This window comes from Burkholderia sp. AU15512 (assembly GCF_002223325.1).
Classification (GTDB): Bacteria; Pseudomonadota; Gammaproteobacteria; order Burkholderiales; family Burkholderiaceae; genus Burkholderia.
This window is the reverse complement of the sequence record NZ_NKEX01000003.1, coordinates 1,696,404-1,712,345: the sequence shown is the minus strand read 5'-3', so window position 1 is coordinate 1,712,345 and position 15,942 is coordinate 1,696,404. Positions and strand designations below refer to the sequence as shown.

At 66.0% G+C, this 15,942-nt stretch carries 14 protein-coding genes and 1 pseudogene; 4 read left to right on the top strand and 11 right to left on the bottom strand.

Annotated features, from left to right (window positions below; all coding sequences use genetic code 11):
- The first annotated feature begins 10 nt into the window (after window positions 1-10).
- On the top strand, window positions 11-1,021 hold the full coding sequence (locus tag CFB43_RS10535; RefSeq protein ID WP_089495013.1) for an inorganic phosphate transporter: 1,011 nt from the start codon (window positions 11-13) through the stop codon (window positions 1,019-1,021).
- A gap of 148 nt (window positions 1,022-1,169) precedes the next feature.
- Here the strand turns inward: CFB43_RS10535 and CFB43_RS10530 are convergent, their stop codons facing one another.
- Entirely contained in the window at window positions 1,170-2,258 is a 1,089-nt protein-coding gene (locus CFB43_RS10530) for a C40 family peptidase (protein ID WP_089495012.1), read from the bottom strand.
- A 236-nt stretch (window positions 2,259-2,494) separates the two neighbouring features.
- Window positions 2,495-4,297, bottom strand: a complete 1,803-nt coding sequence (locus tag CFB43_RS10525; RefSeq protein WP_089425590.1) for a PhoH family protein — start codon at window positions 4,295-4,297, stop codon at window positions 2,495-2,497.
- On the opposite strand from CFB43_RS10525, the pseudogene CFB43_RS38790 reads away from it, so the two are divergent.
- A pseudogene (locus CFB43_RS38790) lies at window positions 4,193-4,437 on the top strand (hypothetical protein); the annotation flags it as partial. The gene CFB43_RS10525 and the pseudogene CFB43_RS38790 sit on opposite strands and share 105 nt — an antisense overlap.
- A gap of 192 nt (window positions 4,438-4,629) precedes the next feature.
- Here the strand turns inward: CFB43_RS38790 and CFB43_RS10515 are convergent.
- From CFB43_RS10515 to CFB43_RS10475, 9 genes are all read right to left on the bottom strand, one after another.
- On the bottom strand, window positions 4,630-5,091 hold the full coding sequence (locus tag CFB43_RS10515; RefSeq protein ID WP_006756046.1) for a peroxiredoxin: 462 nt from the start codon (window positions 5,089-5,091) through the stop codon (window positions 4,630-4,632).
- A gap of 108 nt (window positions 5,092-5,199) precedes the next feature.
- A complete protein-coding gene (locus CFB43_RS10510) occupies window positions 5,200-6,096 on the bottom strand; it encodes a polysaccharide deacetylase family protein (RefSeq protein WP_089495011.1) in 897 nt (298 codons plus the stop codon).
- Between the two features lie 13 nt (window positions 6,097-6,109).
- A complete protein-coding gene (locus CFB43_RS10505) occupies window positions 6,110-7,165 on the bottom strand; it encodes a bifunctional UDP-4-keto-pentose/UDP-xylose synthase (RefSeq protein WP_006482864.1) in 1,056 nt (351 codons plus the stop codon).
- Window positions 7,162-8,109, bottom strand: a complete 948-nt coding sequence (locus CFB43_RS10500; protein ID WP_089495010.1) for a formyltransferase — start codon at window positions 8,107-8,109, stop codon at window positions 7,162-7,164. The genes CFB43_RS10505 and CFB43_RS10500 overlap by 4 nt, the downstream gene beginning before the upstream one ends.
- Complete coding sequence (locus CFB43_RS10495; RefSeq protein WP_089440262.1) at window positions 8,106-9,143, bottom strand: glycosyltransferase; 1,038 nt, start codon at window positions 9,141-9,143, stop codon at window positions 8,106-8,108. The genes CFB43_RS10500 and CFB43_RS10495 overlap by 4 nt, the downstream gene beginning before the upstream one ends.
- A 6-nt stretch (window positions 9,144-9,149) precedes the next feature.
- Window positions 9,150-10,301, bottom strand: coding sequence for a DegT/DnrJ/EryC1/StrS family aminotransferase (locus CFB43_RS10490; RefSeq protein ID WP_089495009.1), 1,152 nt, complete (start codon window positions 10,299-10,301; stop codon window positions 9,150-9,152).
- Window positions 10,302-10,434: 133 nt separating this feature from the next.
- On the bottom strand, window positions 10,435-10,806 hold the full coding sequence (locus tag CFB43_RS10485) for an EamA family transporter (protein WP_011352303.1): 372 nt from the start codon (window positions 10,804-10,806) through the stop codon (window positions 10,435-10,437).
- Window positions 10,807-10,819: 13 nt separating this feature from the next.
- Window positions 10,820-12,496 carry a glycosyltransferase family 39 protein gene (locus CFB43_RS10480; protein WP_089495008.1) on the bottom strand — a complete coding sequence of 559 codons (1,677 nt, stop codon included), beginning with the start codon at window positions 12,494-12,496 and terminating at the stop codon, window positions 10,820-10,822.
- A gap of 124 nt (window positions 12,497-12,620) precedes the next feature.
- Window positions 12,621-12,995: an Mth938-like domain-containing protein gene (locus CFB43_RS10475; RefSeq protein WP_041492864.1), complete on the bottom strand. Its 375-nt coding sequence runs from the start codon at window positions 12,993-12,995 to the stop codon at window positions 12,621-12,623.
- Window positions 12,996-13,312: 317 nt separating this feature from the next.
- On the opposite strand from CFB43_RS10475, the gene CFB43_RS10470 reads away from it, so the two are divergent.
- Window positions 13,313-14,551 carry a pyridoxal phosphate-dependent aminotransferase gene (locus CFB43_RS10470; RefSeq protein ID WP_089425584.1) on the top strand — a complete coding sequence of 413 codons (1,239 nt, stop codon included), beginning with the start codon at window positions 13,313-13,315 and terminating at the stop codon, window positions 14,549-14,551.
- Between the two features lie 52 nt (window positions 14,552-14,603).
- Window positions 14,604-15,932 (top strand): homoserine dehydrogenase, encoded by a 1,329-nt coding sequence (locus CFB43_RS10465; protein WP_089495007.1) that lies wholly within the window; start codon window positions 14,604-14,606, stop codon window positions 15,930-15,932.
- Window positions 15,933-15,942: the final 10 nt, after the last annotated feature.

Below are 15,942 nucleotides of genomic sequence, written 5' to 3'. Positions count from 1 at the left end.
GCGGACCACGATGCATTCGATACAACTCGCCCTATGGATGGTCGCGGCACTCGTGCTCGTCGCGCTCATATTCGACTTCATGAACGGCTTTCACGACGCGGCGAACTCGATCGCCACCGTCGTGTCGACCGGGGTGCTGAAGCCCCAGCAGGCCGTCGTGTTCGCGGCCGCGTTCAACGTGATCGCGTACTTCATCTTCCACCTGAAAGTCGCCCAGACCGTCGGTAAAGGCACGATCGACCCCGAGATCGTCGACCACTACGTCATCTTCGGCGCGCTGGTCGGTGCGATCGGCTGGAACGTGATCACGTGGTACTACGGGATTCCGTCGAGCTCGTCGCACGCGCTGATCGGCGGCCTCGTCGGCGCGGCGCTCGCCAAGTCGGGCTGGAGCTCGCTGAACATCGACGGGCTGCTGAAGACGATCGCGTTCATCTTCATCTCGCCGCTGCTCGGCTTCATCCTCGGTTCGCTGTTCATGCTCGGGGTGTCGTGGCTGTATTTCCGCACCGCGCCCAGCAAGGTCGACCGGCGCTTCCGTCGGCTGCAGCTGCTGTCGGCCGGGCTGTACAGCCTCGGCCACGGCGGCAACGACGCGCAGAAGACCATCGGCATCATCTGGATGCTGCTGATCGCGTCGGGCTATGCGTCGGCGACCGCCGATGCGCCGCCGGCGTGGGTGATCGGCGCGTGCTACCTGTCGATGGGCCTCGGCACGCTGTTCGGCGGCTGGCGCATCGTGCGCACGATGGGCCAGAAGATCACGAAGCTCAAGCCGGTCGGGGGTTTCTGTGCGGAAACCGGTGGTGCGATGACGCTGTTCCTCGCGTCGTTCCTCGGCATTCCGGTGTCGACCACGCACACGATCACCGGCGCGATCGTCGGTGTCGGCGCGACGCAGAAGCTGTCGGCCGTGCGCTGGGGGGTAGCCGGCAACATCGTGTGGGCATGGGTGCTGACGCTGCCCGCGGCCGCGTTGTTCGCAGCCGGCGGATGGTGGCTCGGTCACCAGATCTTCTGATCGCCGACGTAGCCGGATCGACATCCGATGCGCCGCCAGCCGAAAGGCTGCGGCGCATTTTCTTTTGGAGCGGGGAGTTCGCGGCGGAACGGGCGGGGCGGCGGCGGATACCGCCAACGTGATTGACTGTCGAGGTTCGGGCAACCGGTCAGTAGCTTCCGTTCGCAAACCGCGCGATCGGATCGTCTGCTGTACTGGTGCGCGGGCTGACGGGCGCGGATTGCGTCGATGCGCGCCATACCTGCACAGGTGGGGGCTCGATACTGCGCGGAGATGCCGGCGCGGCGGCAGGCGGCGGTTCGGCATCGAATGCGGCAGCCTGGGCGGCCGTGAGCGCCGTCGTCGGAATCTGTGTGCCGGACTCGACCAGGGCGGCAGGCGCTGCATTGGCCGTCATCGCGGTCATCCCATCATTCACTGACGTTGCCTGTTGCTGCGCGGCCTGCCTGCGCGGTGGCGGCGGTTCGTACGGATCGGCGGCCGGGGCCGTGGGTGCGGCTGCGGCGGTCGTCACGACCGGCGCGGCAGCGATGACCGGCGCAGGCGCCTGCGCGGTCCTCGCTTGCGACGAGGCATAGACAGGCGGCCGCGGCGCGGCGGCAGTCACGACCACCGGGGCCGGTGCGGCAGCCGTCGCGCTGCGCGGCTCGTCGCGCTTCGCATCGTAGGTCGGTGCATCGAACGGCGTCGGCGCCCCGCGCGGCGGCGCGACGCGGCGAATGCCGTCGAAACGCTTGGCCCAGTACGGGTTCGTCAGGTAGTCGAGCCGCACGGTGCCGCCCGTCGACGGTGCGTTGACGAAGCGCAGCTTGCCGACATAGATGCCGACGTGCGAATGCGGCCGTCCGGTCGTATTGAAGAAGATCAGGTCGCCCGGCGCGATCTGGTCGGGCTCGATCGACACGCCGCGGCCGCTCATGTCGGCCGTCGTGCGCGGCAGGTTCACGTCGGCCGCCCGGCCGATCACGTAGCGCACGAGCCCGCTGCAGTCGAAGCCGCTCGTCGGCGTGTTGCCGCCCCAGCGATACGGGACGCCGACGAGGCTCATCGCCTGGATCGAGATTTCTTCCTGGCCGACGCTGTGATCGACGAACTTCGGGAAATTGGCGGGGGCGGGGAACGCGCGCGGTGTCGTGATTCTCATACCTGAATCGGAGCGCGATGCCGACTGCGGCGGCACGCTGGAGCAGGCCGCAAGCAGGGAAACGACGGCGACGGGAACCCAAATTCGAAGCATGGCAAGGCGGACAAGCGCGGCGCGCTCGCGAATCGTATGACAACAGACAGACCCGATGGTAGACGCTCCGGCGGGGCTTAAGCAACCATTCTTGAGAATTTACTTGAAGTTTCGCGCGTAAACTGCGTTGTTGCGTGACGAAGCGTTACTTACGTCTTCGACCCCAAATAAAAACGGCGCTCCTGACAGGAGCGCCGCGAGGCGTCGACAGCCGGCCGATCGGCCGGCCAGCCGCGTTACAGGATGTCCGACGCGTAGTCGGCGAGCCGCGAGCGTTCACCGCGCGCAAGCGTCACGTGGCCGCTGTGGCCCCAGCCCTTGAAGCGGTCGACGACGTACGTGAGGCCCGAGCTGCCTTCGGTCAGGTAAGGCGTGTCGATCTGCGCGATGTTGCCGAGGCACACGATCTTCGTGCCCGGGCCGGCGCGCGTGACGAGCGTCTTCATCTGCTTCGGCGTCAGGTTCTGCGCCTCGTCGATGATCAGGTACTTGTCGACGAACGTACGGCCGCGCATGAAGTTCATGCTCTTCACCTTCAGGCGCGAACGGATCAGTTCCTGCGTCGCGGCACGGCCCCATTCGCCGGCCGCGTCGTCGGTCTTCTGCAGCACTTCGAGGTTGTCGTCGAATGCACCCATCCACGGCTGCATCTTCTCTTCCTCGGTGCCCGGCAGGAAACCGATGTCCTCGCCGACCGGCACGGTCGCGCGCGTCACGATGATCTCGTTGTAGCGCTTGTCGTCGAGCACCTGCGCGAGGCCGGCCGCGAGCGCGACGAGCGTCTTGCCGGTGCCGGCCTGGCCGAGCAGCGTGACGAAGTCGATCTCGGGGTTCATCAGCAGGTTCAGCGCGAAATTCTGCTCGCGGTTGCGCGCGGTGATGCCCCACACGTTGTTCTTGTGGTGGCTGTAGTCGCGCAGCGTTTGCAGCAGCGCCGTCTTGCCGTTCAGCTCGCGGACGATCGCATGGAACGTCGGCTCGCCGTTCTGCGGCTCGAGATAGACGAACTCGTTGACGAGCATCGACGCGACGAGCGGGCCGGTCACGCGGTAGTACGTGGTGCCCGTCTTCGTATCCTGCCAGCTCTCCATGCCCTTCGCGTGCTTGGTCCAGAAGTCCTGCGGCAGTTCGCGCACGCCGTTGTACAGGAGGTCCTTGTCCTCGAGCACCTGGTCGTTGAAGTAGTCTTCCGCGGGCAGGCTGAGCGCGTGCGCCTTGATCCGCATGTTGATGTCTTTCGACACCAGCACGACCTGGCGATCGGGCCGGTCGCGCTGCAGCGCGCGCACGACGCCGAGGATCTGGTTGTCGGCCTTGCCTTCGGGCAAGCCTTCGACGGGCGCGATGTCCGCCAGCTTCGTCTGGAAGTACAGGCGGCCGAGCGCCTCGCGGCTGCCGAGGCGCGACAGCGGGATGCCGGCCGTGATCGGGCCGGCATCGGCGACGAGCGCGTCGAGCGTGCGGCTGACCTGGCGTGCATTGCGCGCGACTTCGGACATCCCCTTCTTGTGGTTGTCGAGTTCCTCGAGCGTCATCATCGGCAGATAGACGTCGTGTTCCTCGAAGCGGAAGAGGCTGCTCGGATCGTGCATCAGCACGTTGGTGTCGAGCACGAACAGTTTCTGCAGCTCGGCTTCGGCGGGCTTGCGGCTGCGCGACTTCGTCGCGGCGCCGGTATCGCGCGCGGGGGCGGCGGCCGGTTTGTCGGCAGCCGGTTTGTCGTTGCGTGCAACGACGGGTGCCGCGGGTTCGGCGGGCGCCGGCATCGGCTGCAGCAGGGCGGCCGTCTGTTTGGTCTTGCGGCCGCGTGCGGGTGCGCTCGCGGCATCTTGCGCCGAAGACGCGACGGCGCGCAAGGGCGCGGCCGTGTTCGCGGCTTCGGTCATCGGTTGGGCCACGCTCGCCGGACCAAAGTCACCGGCTGTGGATGCGTCCCCTTCGGCGGATTTCTTCGCGGCTTTCGCGGGCCGCGCTTTCGCCTTGTATTCGTCGGGCGGCAGCAGGCTGCCGAGCTTGCTGGGGGGAGTAGGCAAAGGCATGGTGTCCCTCGGGAGGAATCGTGTCGCATGGCGTGCGCCGCTGATCGCATCCTGCGTGACGTAGACGCATGCAGTTTGCGCGCGGTGGCGCACAGGAAGTTCGTCTAGCCGGTTCGCCTAAGTGTCGATCAGCTCCTTGACGCGGTGAGGGCCGGACCGAGGCCCGGCGCGCAATCCATAAAAAAAGCCGCTGCCTCGTCGATAGAGGCATGCGGCTTGGCTGATACGGTCGTAATGCGCGTCAGGTGCCGGCAAGCATCGCAACGAGCACCGGCGCAGCTACGAGAAATATGGGGCGAACTGGCATTCATTGCGGCCCAATATAACGCGCCTCAAAGCGCTTGTACAGCACTTAGCACGTCGTCCACATGACCCGGTACCTTGATGCCGCGCCATGCCTGGCGAAGCACGCCGTCGGCGTCGATCAGGAACGTGGAGCGCTCGATTCCGCGCACTTCCTTGCCATACATTTTCTTCATCTTGATGACATCGAACAGGGCGCACAGCGCTTCGTCGGCATCGGAAATCAGCGGGAACGGCAGTTCGAGCTTTGCCTTGAAATTGTCATGCGAGCGCAGGCTGTCGCGCGACACGCCGATGACTTCCGCACCGGCTTTCTTGAACTTCGGATAGAGATCGCGGAACTGCAGCCCTTCGGTCGTGCAGCCCGGCGTGTTGTCCTTCGGATAGAAGTACAGCACGAGTTTCTTGCCCTTCAGGTCGGACAGCGAAATGTCGCCGCCCGTGGCCGGTGCGGTGAAATCGGGAACTTGACGGTCAACTTCGACGGACACGTGTTTCTCCTGTTGTTATGGAAAGGCGCCGCTGCGGCGGCGCGGTTCGGCGGGGCGTCGCGGCCGCGCGCCGCAAGGGCGCAGCGGGCGACGCCGGCTCGTGCGAACTCAGTCGGGCTGGACGATCAGTTCGCCGGAGCGGCCGGGGATTTCGCCCCACGTGACAGGGTACGATGGCAGCGAGTCGCGGTCCAGCGTCGCGTGGTAGTCGCCCATCGTCGCGAACGTGTGGCCTTGCGCGCGCCAGCCGGCAAGCAGTTGCTCGAACACGGGCGCGAGCTTCTGGCCTTCCAGTTCCGCATGCAGCGTGAACACCTGGTCGTGCGGATTGGTTTCGGTGAACTTGAGGATGTGCGCGGCGACGTTGCGCGTGTCGATGCCGTCGATGCCGAGCACTTCGTCGAGCGTCGGCAACGTGGTGGGCATCTGCACGTGCGACAGCGTGCAGCCGTTGACGACGGGCAGGTACGGCGAATGGCCGCGGCCGTCGGAGGCGTAGCGCATTCCCCATGCGTCGATCTGCTCGAACGCGGAATCGTTCATCTGCCAGCCGGCCGCGCCGTGCGTGACGGGCGGCGCGCCGAAGACCTCGATGAAGCGCGCGTGACTCTTCTGCATTTCACGCGCGGTCCAGTCGCGATCGCGCGCGCGGACGTTGTCCTGCCAGTACACGTGATCCCACGTGTGGATCCCGCATTCGAAACCGGCCTCGTGGATCGCACGCATGTCGGCGATTGCACGGCGGCCGATGTCGGGGCCCGGCAGCAGCACGCCGTACATCAGCTGCTTCACGCCGTAGTGTTCGACCACCGACGTGCGCGACACTTTCTTCAGGAAGCCGGGGCGGAACACGCGCCGCAGCGCCCAGCCCGTGTGATCGGGCCCGAGGCTGAAGAGGAAGGTCGCGCGCGCATTGAAGCGGTCGAAGATGCGCGCGAGGTTCGGCACGCCTTCGCGCGTGCCGCGCAGCGTGTCGACGTCGATCTTGAGGACGATGCGAGCCAAGCGAACGTCCCGATCAGCCTTGCTGTTCGACGAGCGCGCGTGCGTCGGCGACGTGACCGCGATACGCTTCGAAGATGTTGCGCAGCGCGTCGTCGAACGTCGCTTGCGGCGCCCAGCCGAGTTCCTGCATCGTGTTGTCGATCTTCGGCACGCGGTTCTGCACGTCCTGGTAGCCGTTGCCGTAGTAGGCGCCGGACGTCGTCTCGACGAGCTTCACCTGCTTGGCCGAATCGGCGTACTCGGGGAATTCCGCCGCCAGTTCGAGCATCTTGTGCGCGAGTTCGCGAACCGAGAAGTTGTTCTTCGGATTCCCGATGTTGTAGATCTTGCCCGACGCGACGCCGTCCTTGTTCTCGATGATCTTCATCAGCGCGCTGATGCCGTCGCCGATGTCGGTGAACGCGCGCTTCTGCGAGCCGCCGTCGACGAGGCTGATGTTCTCGCCGCGCACGATGTGGCCGAGGAACTGCGTGACCACGCGCGAGCTGCCTTCCTTCGGCGTGTAGATCGAGTCGAGGCCCGGGCCGATCCAGTTGAACGGACGGAACAGCGTGAAGTTCAGGCCTTCCATCCCGTAGCCCCAGATCACGCGGTCCATCAGCTGCTTCGAGCACGCGTAGATCCAGCGCGGCTTGTTGATCGGGCCGTAGGTGAGGGCCGATGCATCCGGGTCGAACTGCTCGTCCGAGCACATGCCGTAGACCTCGGAGGTCGACGGGAACACGAGGTGCTTGCCGTACTTGACGGCCGAACGCACGATCGGCAGGTTCGCCTCGAAGTCGAGTTCGAACACGCGCAGCGGCTGCTGGACGTAGGTGGCGGGCGTCGCGATCGCGACGAGCGGCAGGATCACGTCGCACTTCTTCACGTGATACTCGACCCACTCCTTGTTGATCGTGATGTCGCCTTCGAAGAAATGCATCCGCTCGTGGTTGACGAGGTCGCCCAGCCGATCGGTCTGCATGTCCATGCCGAACACTTCCCAATCGGTGGTTTCAAGAATGCGCTTCGACAGGTGATGGCCGATGAAGCCGTTCACACCCAGGATCAGGACTTTTTTTGCTTTCATGAATGACGGGAAGAATGAATGAACTGCGCGAATTCCGCGGGCGTCACGACGGTTTCGCTGCCGTCGCGCTGCTGCCACAGCTCGAGAATGGATAGGGCGCGGCTGTCGCCGCAGACGCCGAATAGCGCATTATCGCTTACGTGCAGGCCGGGCGGCAAATCTGCCGCGGCGGCGGCCGCCGCGCTGCCGGGTGCCGCCAGGCGCGCGCGCGCGATCACGAAACGCGTGCCGTCGACGTCCGTGAACGCGCCCGGATACGGGGGCGCGACCGCGCGCACCAGGTTGTAGACCTGCGCGGCCGGCTTCGACCAGTCGACGCGGCCGTCCTCGGGCTTGCGCCCGCCGTAGTAGCTGCCGCTCGAGAGATCGTTCGGCAGGTGCGGCGCCTCGCCCGCGAGCAGCGCGGGCAGCACGCGCCAGAGCGTCTGCTCGGCGGCTACCGTGACCTTGTCGAACACCTGCGTGGCCGTGTCGTCCGGCAGGATCGGCACCGCGGTCTGGCCGATGATCGCGCCGGCGTCGGGTTTCGCCGCCATCTCGTGCAGCGTCGCGCCGGTTTCGGTTTCGCCGTTCAGCACCGCCCAGTTGGTCGGTACCCGACCCCGGTATTTCGGCAGCAGCGACCCGTGCATGTTGTACGCGCCCTTCGGCGCGATCGCGAGCAGGTCCACCGGCAGCATGTGCCGGTAGTAGAACGAGAAGATGAAGTCCGGCTGCGCGTCGGATACCGCGCGGCGCAGCGCCGGATCGGCGGGATCGGCCGGCGTGAGCACCGGAATGCCGTGCTCGGCCGCGACGGACGCGACGCTGCCGAACCAGATGTTCTCGTTCGGGTTGTCCTCGTGCGTGACGACGAGCGCGACGTCGACGCCGCGCGCGAGCAGCACCTGCAGGCAGCGCACGCCGACGTTGTGATACGCGAAGACGACTGCGCGCGGCTTCATTGCGCGGTACCCGTGCGATTCGCGCCGGCCGGCACCGGCGGCACGCCGTCGTGCTGCTCGAGCACGGCCTGGATCAGGTAGCGCGGCCGTGCACGCACCTGCTGGTAGATGCGGCCGACGTATTCGCCGAGCAGGCCGAGCGCGAAGATGATCACGCCGAGCAGGAAGAACGTGATGGCGAACAGCGTGAACACGCCTTGCACTTCCGCGCCGACGATGAAGCGTCGCACGAGCAGCAGCACGAACAGCGCGGCGGAGCCGAGCGACAGGATCACGCCGATGAACGACAGCCACTGCAGCGGCACGACCGAGAAGCCCGTCACGAGGTCGAAGTTCAGCCGGATCAGGCTGTACAGCGAGTACTTCGACTCGCCGGCGAAGCGCTCCTCGTGCGCGACCTCGATCTCGGTCGGTTTCTGCGCGAACGTGTACGCGAGGGCCGGGATGAACGTGTTGACTTCGCCGCACACGTTGATCGTGTCGATGATGCGGCGGCTGTACGCGCGCAGCATGCAGCCCTGGTCGGTCATCTTGATGCGCGTGATGCGCTCGCGCAGGCGGTTCATCATCTGCGACGCCTTGCGCCGCCACAGGCTGTCCTGGCGCTGCTTGCGGATCGAGCCGACGTAGTCGTAGCCCTCGCGCATCTTCGCGATCAGCTTGCCGATTTCCTCGGGCGGGTTCTGCAGGTCGGCGTCGAGCGTGATGACGATCTCGCCGCGCGATTGCGCGAAGCCGGCGAGGATCGCCATGTGCTGGCCGTAGTTGCCGTTGAGCAGCACGACGCGTGTCGTGTCGGGACGGACGTGGAACTGATCGGCGAGCATCGCCGCCGAGCGGTCGCGGCTGCCGTCGTTGATCAGGATCACTTCGTATGACGTGTCGAGTGCGTCGAGCGCCGGATACAGCCGCGCGAACAGCGCAGCGAGGCCGTCTTCCTCGTTGTACACGGGGATGATGACCGATACTTCGGGCCGGCCGGCGTCCAGGTGCCCGGCGGCCGGATGCCCGGCGCGTGCTTCAAGGTGACTCATGTACGCTTATTTTCCGTATTGTTCGCAAATCTGGTTGATGGCGTCGACCACGCGACGCACGTCGCCTTCCGTCATCTGCGTGAAGAGCGGCAGCGTGACGGTCGACGCGCCGTACCGTTCGGCGTGGGGGAACATGCCCTCCTTGAAGCCGCGTGCACGGTACAGCGTGAAAAGATGGATCGCCGGGTAGTGGATGCCCGTGCCGATGCCGCGTTCCTTCATCTGCGCCATGAACTCGGCGCGGGTGATCGTCAGGCGCTCGAGCGGCAGCGTGATCAGGAACATGTGCCAGTTGCCGTTCTCGAATTCGGCGATCGGCAGGCCGACGCCGAGCTTCACGGCCGCACTGCCGTCGAATGCGGCGAAGTAGGCACGCGCAAGCGCGCGGCGCTGCGCGGTGAAGCGTTCGATGTGCGGCAGCTGGCCGAGGCCGACGCGCGCGGCGACGTCGGTCAGGTTGTACTTGCCGCCGAGCACGTCGCAGTCCATCCCGTCGAAGCCCGTGCGCGTGATGCCTTGCAGCCGGTACTTCTGCGCGAGCGTCGCTTCTTCCTCGTTGTTCAGCACGAGTGCGCCGCCTTCGATCGTCGTCAGGTTCTTGTTCGCGTGAAAGCTGAACGACACGATGTCGCCGATCGCGCCGATGCGCTTGCCGTTCCACGTCGAGCCGAACGCCTGCGCCGCATCCTCGATCACGCGCAGCTTGTGCGCGCGCGCAATGGCGTACAGGCGGTCCATGTCGACCGGCAGGCCGGACAGGAACACGGGGATGATCGCCTTCGTGCGCGGCGTGATCGCCTGCTCGAGCTTGTCGAGGTCGATGTTGCGCGTGACGGGATCGATGTCGGCGAACACGGGCGTCGCGCCCGTCTCGAGGATCACGTTGCTGGTCGAGACCCACGACGCCGGCGTCGTGATCACTTCGTCGCCGGGGCCGACGCCCGCGATGCGCAGGCCGATTTCCAGCGTGCAGGTGCCCGAATTGAACGCGCGGACCGGACGGCCGCCGCAGTATTCGGACAGCGCCGCTTCGAATTTCTGGCTCTGCGGGCCGGTGGTGATCCAGCCCGAGCGCAGCACGTCGACGACGCCCTGGATGGTTTCCTCATCGATCTCGGGGCGGGTGAACGGCAGAAACGGAGCGGTAGTCTGGCTCATGTACGTTTTGGCCTGTAATGGCGTGTAATAAAAGGGTCGGGCGATCCCGGCCGAAACCGGCATTAAACACCGGTTGGCGCAATCGCACCGTGATTTTTTGTAGGCAGACGCTTAATGCGCGCGGCGGGCGGGCTCAGCTTCGCGCGAGCACCAGCACGCCGATCAGGATGATGCCGATGCCGACGAGCCGCTGGACCGACAGCACTTCGCCGAACAGGTACCAGGCCGCGAATGCGTTGACGACGTAGCCGAGCGACAGCATCGGGTACGCGATCGACACGTCGACCCGCGACAGCCCGACGATCCAGACCACGACGCTCAGCACGTAGCAGCCGAGGCCGCCGATGATCGGCAATTGGGTCGCGATCTTCAGGCCGACCGGGATGATGTTCGCACGGCTGAATTCAAAGTGTCCAACGGCGTTGACGCCGGCTTTCAGCAGAAGTTGCGCACAGGCGTTGAGCATCACGCCGGTGATGATGCAGACGAACGAAACGGGATTCATGCAGCGGGCGTCCTTACGATTGCGGTTTCTCGACGATCACGCGGCGGTTGTCGCGTGCAATCACGCGCATCGGCACGCCTTGCTTGACCAGGGTGTCGTACTCGCCGGGCGGCATGATCGCGAGCGCATGGGTTTCCTGCTTCCAGCGCGTGATCCATTCGTCGACGGTCGGAATCCACTTGTTCGGCTCCATCGAGATCCCGAACGCGAGCTCGTCCTGGCGCTGGACCATGATCGTCGTGTGGCCCATGTAGAACGGGAACGTGTGATCGAGCATCTCGATCGAGTAGAACGGCGTGTCGGCCGGCAGTTTCGCCAGTTCGGCGCGCACGGTGGGCGCGAGCAGCGCGCCGGAGCTGTAGCGGCCGAATTCGTCGTGACCGGTGCCGCCGATCGTGCCGAACGCGAGCCAGGCGGCGCCGAAGGCCGCGAGCGCGGCGGCCACGCCCGCGCGGCGGTTCAGCCATGCGGCCGCGAGGGTCAGCGCGGCCGCGACCGCGAGGCCCGCGTACAGCCACATCTGGAACGCGCGGTACAGCGCGTTCGGCGTACGGGCATCGCCCTGGTACGCGAGGAAGATGATCCCGAACGCCGCGACGACGAGGAACACGAGGTAGCCGAGCAGGTGGCGGCGGAACCGGTCGGCGCTGATCAGCGGCAGGTACGCGCCGATGATCAGCGCGAGCGCCGGCGCGACCGGCAGCACGTACGAGATCAGCTTCGAATGCGACGCGCTGAAGAACACGAAGATGAATGCGCTCCAGATCAGCAGCACGAGCATCGGCGAGAAGCCGTTCGGCTGGCGCGGCATCCGCAGCGCATGGCGGATGCTCTGCCACGCGACCGACAGCCACGGCAGGAAGCCGACCAGCAGCACGGGCACGAAGTAGTAGAGCGGGCCCGGGCGGTTCTGTTCCGGGGTCAGGTACCGGCGGAACTGCTGGACGATGAAGAAGAAATTGAAGAACTCGGGGTTGCGCTGCTGGACGAGCACGAACCACGGCGTGACGATCGCGAAGAAGATCACGAGGCCGCTCACCAGGTACAGGCGCTTCCACAGCGCCCAGTCGCGCGCGATCAGCGTATAGAGCACGAGCACGGCGCCGGGCAGGATCAGGCCGACGAGGCCCTTCGACAGCACCGCGAACGCCATCGCGGCCCAGCATGCCCACATCCAGCCGCGTGCCGCAGCCGGGCGCAGCCCGGGCCGCTGCGCGAGCAGCAGCGAGCACAGCGACAGCGCCATCCAGAACGCGAGCCCCATGTCGAGCGCGTTGAAGTGACCCATCAGGTTCCAGTACGGCGACGACGCGAGCACGACGGCGGCGAGGAAGCCCGACAGCGGGTTGAACAGGCGCGCGCCGGTGTAGCCGACCAGCAGGATGCCGGCGAAGCTCGCGACGGCCGTGTAGAGGCGCGCCTGCCATTCGCCGATGCCGAACCACGCGAACGTGAGCGCGTTCAGCCAGGTCTGCAGCGGCGGCTTCTCGAAATACTTGTAGCCGTTGTAGCGCGGCGTGATCCAGTCGCCGGTGACGAACATCTCGCGCGCCATTTCCGCATAGCGGCCTTCGTCGCTCGGGATCAGGTGGCGCAGCCCGAGCGGCGCGAACCAGACGATCGCGAGCGCGATGACGAGGAGGGCGAGCGTGATGCGATTGAGCGGTAGCCTCGACGGCGTATCGTTCATGGATTTTCAGCCTGTTGGTTGTTGTGACGGGCCGCCGGCGGGTTGCGCCGGGGGCGGGCGGCCTGGCCGGGCCGATCCGGGGGATCGACCCGCTGCGCCGGCCCGAGTTTTACCGCATCCGGGATTAACGTTCAATTAAGAGCGCGGCGGCGACTTTGCGGCCCTCGGCCATCAGGATGTTGTAGGTGCGGCAGGCCGCCTGGAAATCCATCGTCTCGACGCCGATCCGCTTCGCCGTGAGCGCCGCGACGAGCCGCGGGTGCGGGAAGCGCAGCCGCGCGCCGCTGCCGAAGATCACGAGTTCGGGTGTCGGGTCGAGCAGCATCGCGAAATGCTCGGGCGCGAGCGCGTCGAACGACGACACGGGCCATGCCTGGACCGGCGCGCCGGGCAGCACGATGACGCTCGTTTCATGGCGTTCGAGGTTGACGTCGACATAATCGGGGCCGTAGCCGGTGACGGTGTTGAGCGCGCCGCTCGCGTCCTGGTGCAGTTTCAAATCGGTATTCCGCGGTTCCGTAGGGGGAATGTATCGCAGGGCCACACGGGCCCGGATGGCCGGTTTCGCTTGCCCGAGCACGCGGGACGCCTGACGGCGCGGGCCCGGCGCGGCTATGGTGCATTGCGAAAGTCAGCCAAAATCCGCTAAATTATAACTTTTTGGTCGCCCCCGGGCGCCACTTGCGTCGCGCGTCGCCACAAGCCGCGCCCGACCGCCCGCTTTTTCCCAGTCTAGACAGCGCGCACAGACCGGCCGCTTTCCAGTTTTGATCCCGTCCCCCCCGGCCGCAAGGCCAATCCAGGAACCGTGTCGTCGTGAAACCGATTCAGAAGTCGAACAAGCTGCTCAACGTCTGCTACGACATCCGTGGCCCGGTGCTCGAGCACGCGAAGCGCCTCGAGGAAGAAGGCCACCGCATCATCAAGCTGAACATCGGCAACCTCGCGCCGTTCGGTTTCGACGCGCCGGACGAGATCATCCAGGACATGATCCGCAACCTGCCGACGTCGTCCGGCTATTCGGATTCGAAGGGCGTGTTCTCGGCGCGCAAGGCCGTGATGCACTACACGCAGGAAAAGGGCGTCGTGGGCGTCGGCCTCGACGACATCTACATCGGCAACGGCGCGTCCGAGCTGATCGTGATGGCGACCCAGGCGCTGCTGAACGACGGCGACGAAGTGCTGCTGCCCGCGCCCGACTACCCGCTGTGGACGGCGGCTGTCAGCCTGTCGGGCGGCACGCCGGTGCATTACGTCTGCGACGAGCAGAACGCGTGGATGCCCGATCTGGACGACATCCGCCGCAAGATCACACCGAACACGAAGGCGCTCGTCGTGATCAACCCGAACAACCCGACGGGCGCGCTTTATTCGGACGAATTGCTGCTCGAACTGCTCGAGATCGCGCGCCAGCACGGGCTGATCGTGTTCGCCGACGAGGTGTACGACAAGATCGTCTACGACGGCCTCGAGCACACGGCGCTGGGTTCGCTGTCGGAGGACGTGATCACCGTCACGTTCAACAGCCTGTCGAAGAGCTATCGCTCGTGCGGCTATCGCGCGGGCTGGATGGCCGTGTCGGGCCTCGGCGGCGACAACCGCCGGCACGCGAAGGATTATCTCGAGGGGCTCGGCATCCTGTCGTCGATGCGCCTGTGCGCGAACGTCCCCGGCCAGTTCGCGATCCAGACGGCGCTCGGCGGCTACCAGAGCATCAACGAGCTGATCGTGCCGAGCGGGCGCCTGTACAAGCAGCGCGAACTCGCGTACGACATGCTCACGTCGATCCCGGGCGTGACCTGCGTGAAGCCGCAGGCCGCGCTGTACATGTTCCCGCGCCTCGACCCGAAGCTCTATCCGATCCAGAACGACCAGCAGTTCATTCTCGACCTGCTGCTCGAGGAGCGCGTATTGCTCGTACAGGGCACGGGCTTCAACTGGACGACGCCGGATCACTTCCGCGTGGTCTTCCTGCCGAACCTCGACGACCTGACCGATTCGATCAACCGGATCGCTCGCTTCCTCGACGGCTACCGCAAGCGCCATTCGGCCTGAGCGGCACGGCCACACGGACTCACTACTACTTACTCATTCGATCACACGCAGCATGGAACCGATCAAAGTTGGCCTGTTGGGCTTCGGCACGGTGGGCAGCGGCACCTTCACGGTGCTGGGCCGCAACCAGGAAGAAATCAAGCGACGCGCGGGGCGCGGCATCGAGGTGACGCGCATTGCCGTGCGCAACCCGGCGAAGGCGCTGGCCGCGCTCGGCGGCGACGCCGGCGCCGCGCAGATCACCGACGATTTCAATTCGGTCGTCGATGATCCGTCGATCGCGATCATCGCCGAGATGATCGGCGGCACGGGCATCGCGCGCGAGCTCGTGCTGCGCGCGATCGCGAACGGCAAGCACGTCGTGACGGCCAACAAGGCGCTGCTCGCGGTGCACGGCACCGAGATCTTCGAGGCCGCGCGCGCGAAGGGCGTGATGGTCGCGTTCGAGGCGGCCGTCGCCGGCGGCATCCCGATCATCAAGGCGCTGCGCGAAGGCCTGACCGCGAACCGCATCCAGTACATCGCGGGCATCATCAACGGCACGACCAACTACATCCTGTCGGAAATGCGCGATCGCGGGCTCGACTTCGCGACCGCGCTGAAGGCGGCGCAGGAGCTCGGCTACGCGGAAGCCGATCCGACCTTCGACATCGAAGGCGTCGACGCCGCGCACAAGGCGACGATCATGAGCGCGATCGCGTTCGGCGTGCCGGTGCAGTTCGAACGCGCGTACGTCGAGGGCATCAGCAAGCTCGACGCGACCGACATTCGCTACGCGGAAGAACTCGGCTACCGGATCAAGCTGCTCGGCATCACGCGCCGCGCCGAAAACGGCATCGAGCTGCGCGTACACCCGACGCTGATCCCGGAGAAGCGCCTGCTCGCGAACGTCGAAGGCGCGATGAACGCGGTCGTCGTGCACGGCGACGCGGTCGGCACGACGCTGTACTACGGCAAGGGTGCGGGCGCGGAGCCGACCGCATCGGCCGTGGTCGCGGATCTCGTCGACGTCACGCGCCTGCACACGGCGGACCCCGAGCATCGCGTGCCGCACCTCGCGTTCCAGCCCGACAGCCTGTCGAACACGCCGATCTTGCCGATCGAGGAAGTGACGAGCGGCTACTACCTGCGCCTGCGCGTCGCCGATCAGACCGGCGTGCTCGCCGCGATCACGCGCATCCTCGCCGAATCGGGCATCTCGATCGACGCACTGCTGCAGAAGGAGTCGGAGCAGGTCGACGGTGCGAACGGCGAAACCGACATCATCCTGATCACGCACGTCACGGTCGAGAAGAACGTGAATGCGGCGATCGCGCAGATCGAGAGCCTCGCGACGGTGGTCTCGAAGGTGACGAAGCTGCGCATGGAAGCGCTGAACTGAGCTGAGGACG

Bases quoted from the DNA above. Each gene is read 5' to 3' on its own strand.
- CFB43_RS10535 (WP_089495013.1), top strand. From the start codon at position 11: ATGCATTCGATACAACTCGCCCTATGGATGGTCGCGGCACTCGTGCTC.
- CFB43_RS10530 (WP_089495012.1), bottom strand. From the start codon at position 2,258: ATGCTTCGAATTTGGGTTCCCGTCGCCGTCGTTTCCCTGCTTGCGGCC.
- CFB43_RS10525 (WP_089425590.1), bottom strand. From the start codon at position 4,297: ATGCCTTTGCCTACTCCCCCCAGCAAGCTCGGCAGCCTGCTGCCGCCC.
- CFB43_RS10505 (WP_006482864.1), bottom strand. From the start codon at position 7,165: ATGAAAGCAAAAAAAGTCCTGATCCTGGGTGTGAACGGCTTCATCGGC.
- CFB43_RS10500 (WP_089495010.1), bottom strand. From the start codon at position 8,109: ATGAAGCCGCGCGCAGTCGTCTTCGCGTATCACAACGTCGGCGTGCGC.
- CFB43_RS10495 (WP_089440262.1), bottom strand. From the start codon at position 9,143: ATGAGTCACCTTGAAGCACGCGCCGGGCATCCGGCCGCCGGGCACCTG.
- CFB43_RS10490 (WP_089495009.1), bottom strand. From the start codon at position 10,301: ATGAGCCAGACTACCGCTCCGTTTCTGCCGTTCACCCGCCCCGAGATC.
- CFB43_RS10485 (WP_011352303.1), bottom strand. From the start codon at position 10,806: ATGAATCCCGTTTCGTTCGTCTGCATCATCACCGGCGTGATGCTCAAC.
- CFB43_RS10480 (WP_089495008.1), bottom strand. From the start codon at position 12,496: ATGAACGATACGCCGTCGAGGCTACCGCTCAATCGCATCACGCTCGCC.
- CFB43_RS10465 (WP_089495007.1), top strand. From the start codon at position 14,604: ATGGAACCGATCAAAGTTGGCCTGTTGGGCTTCGGCACGGTGGGCAGC.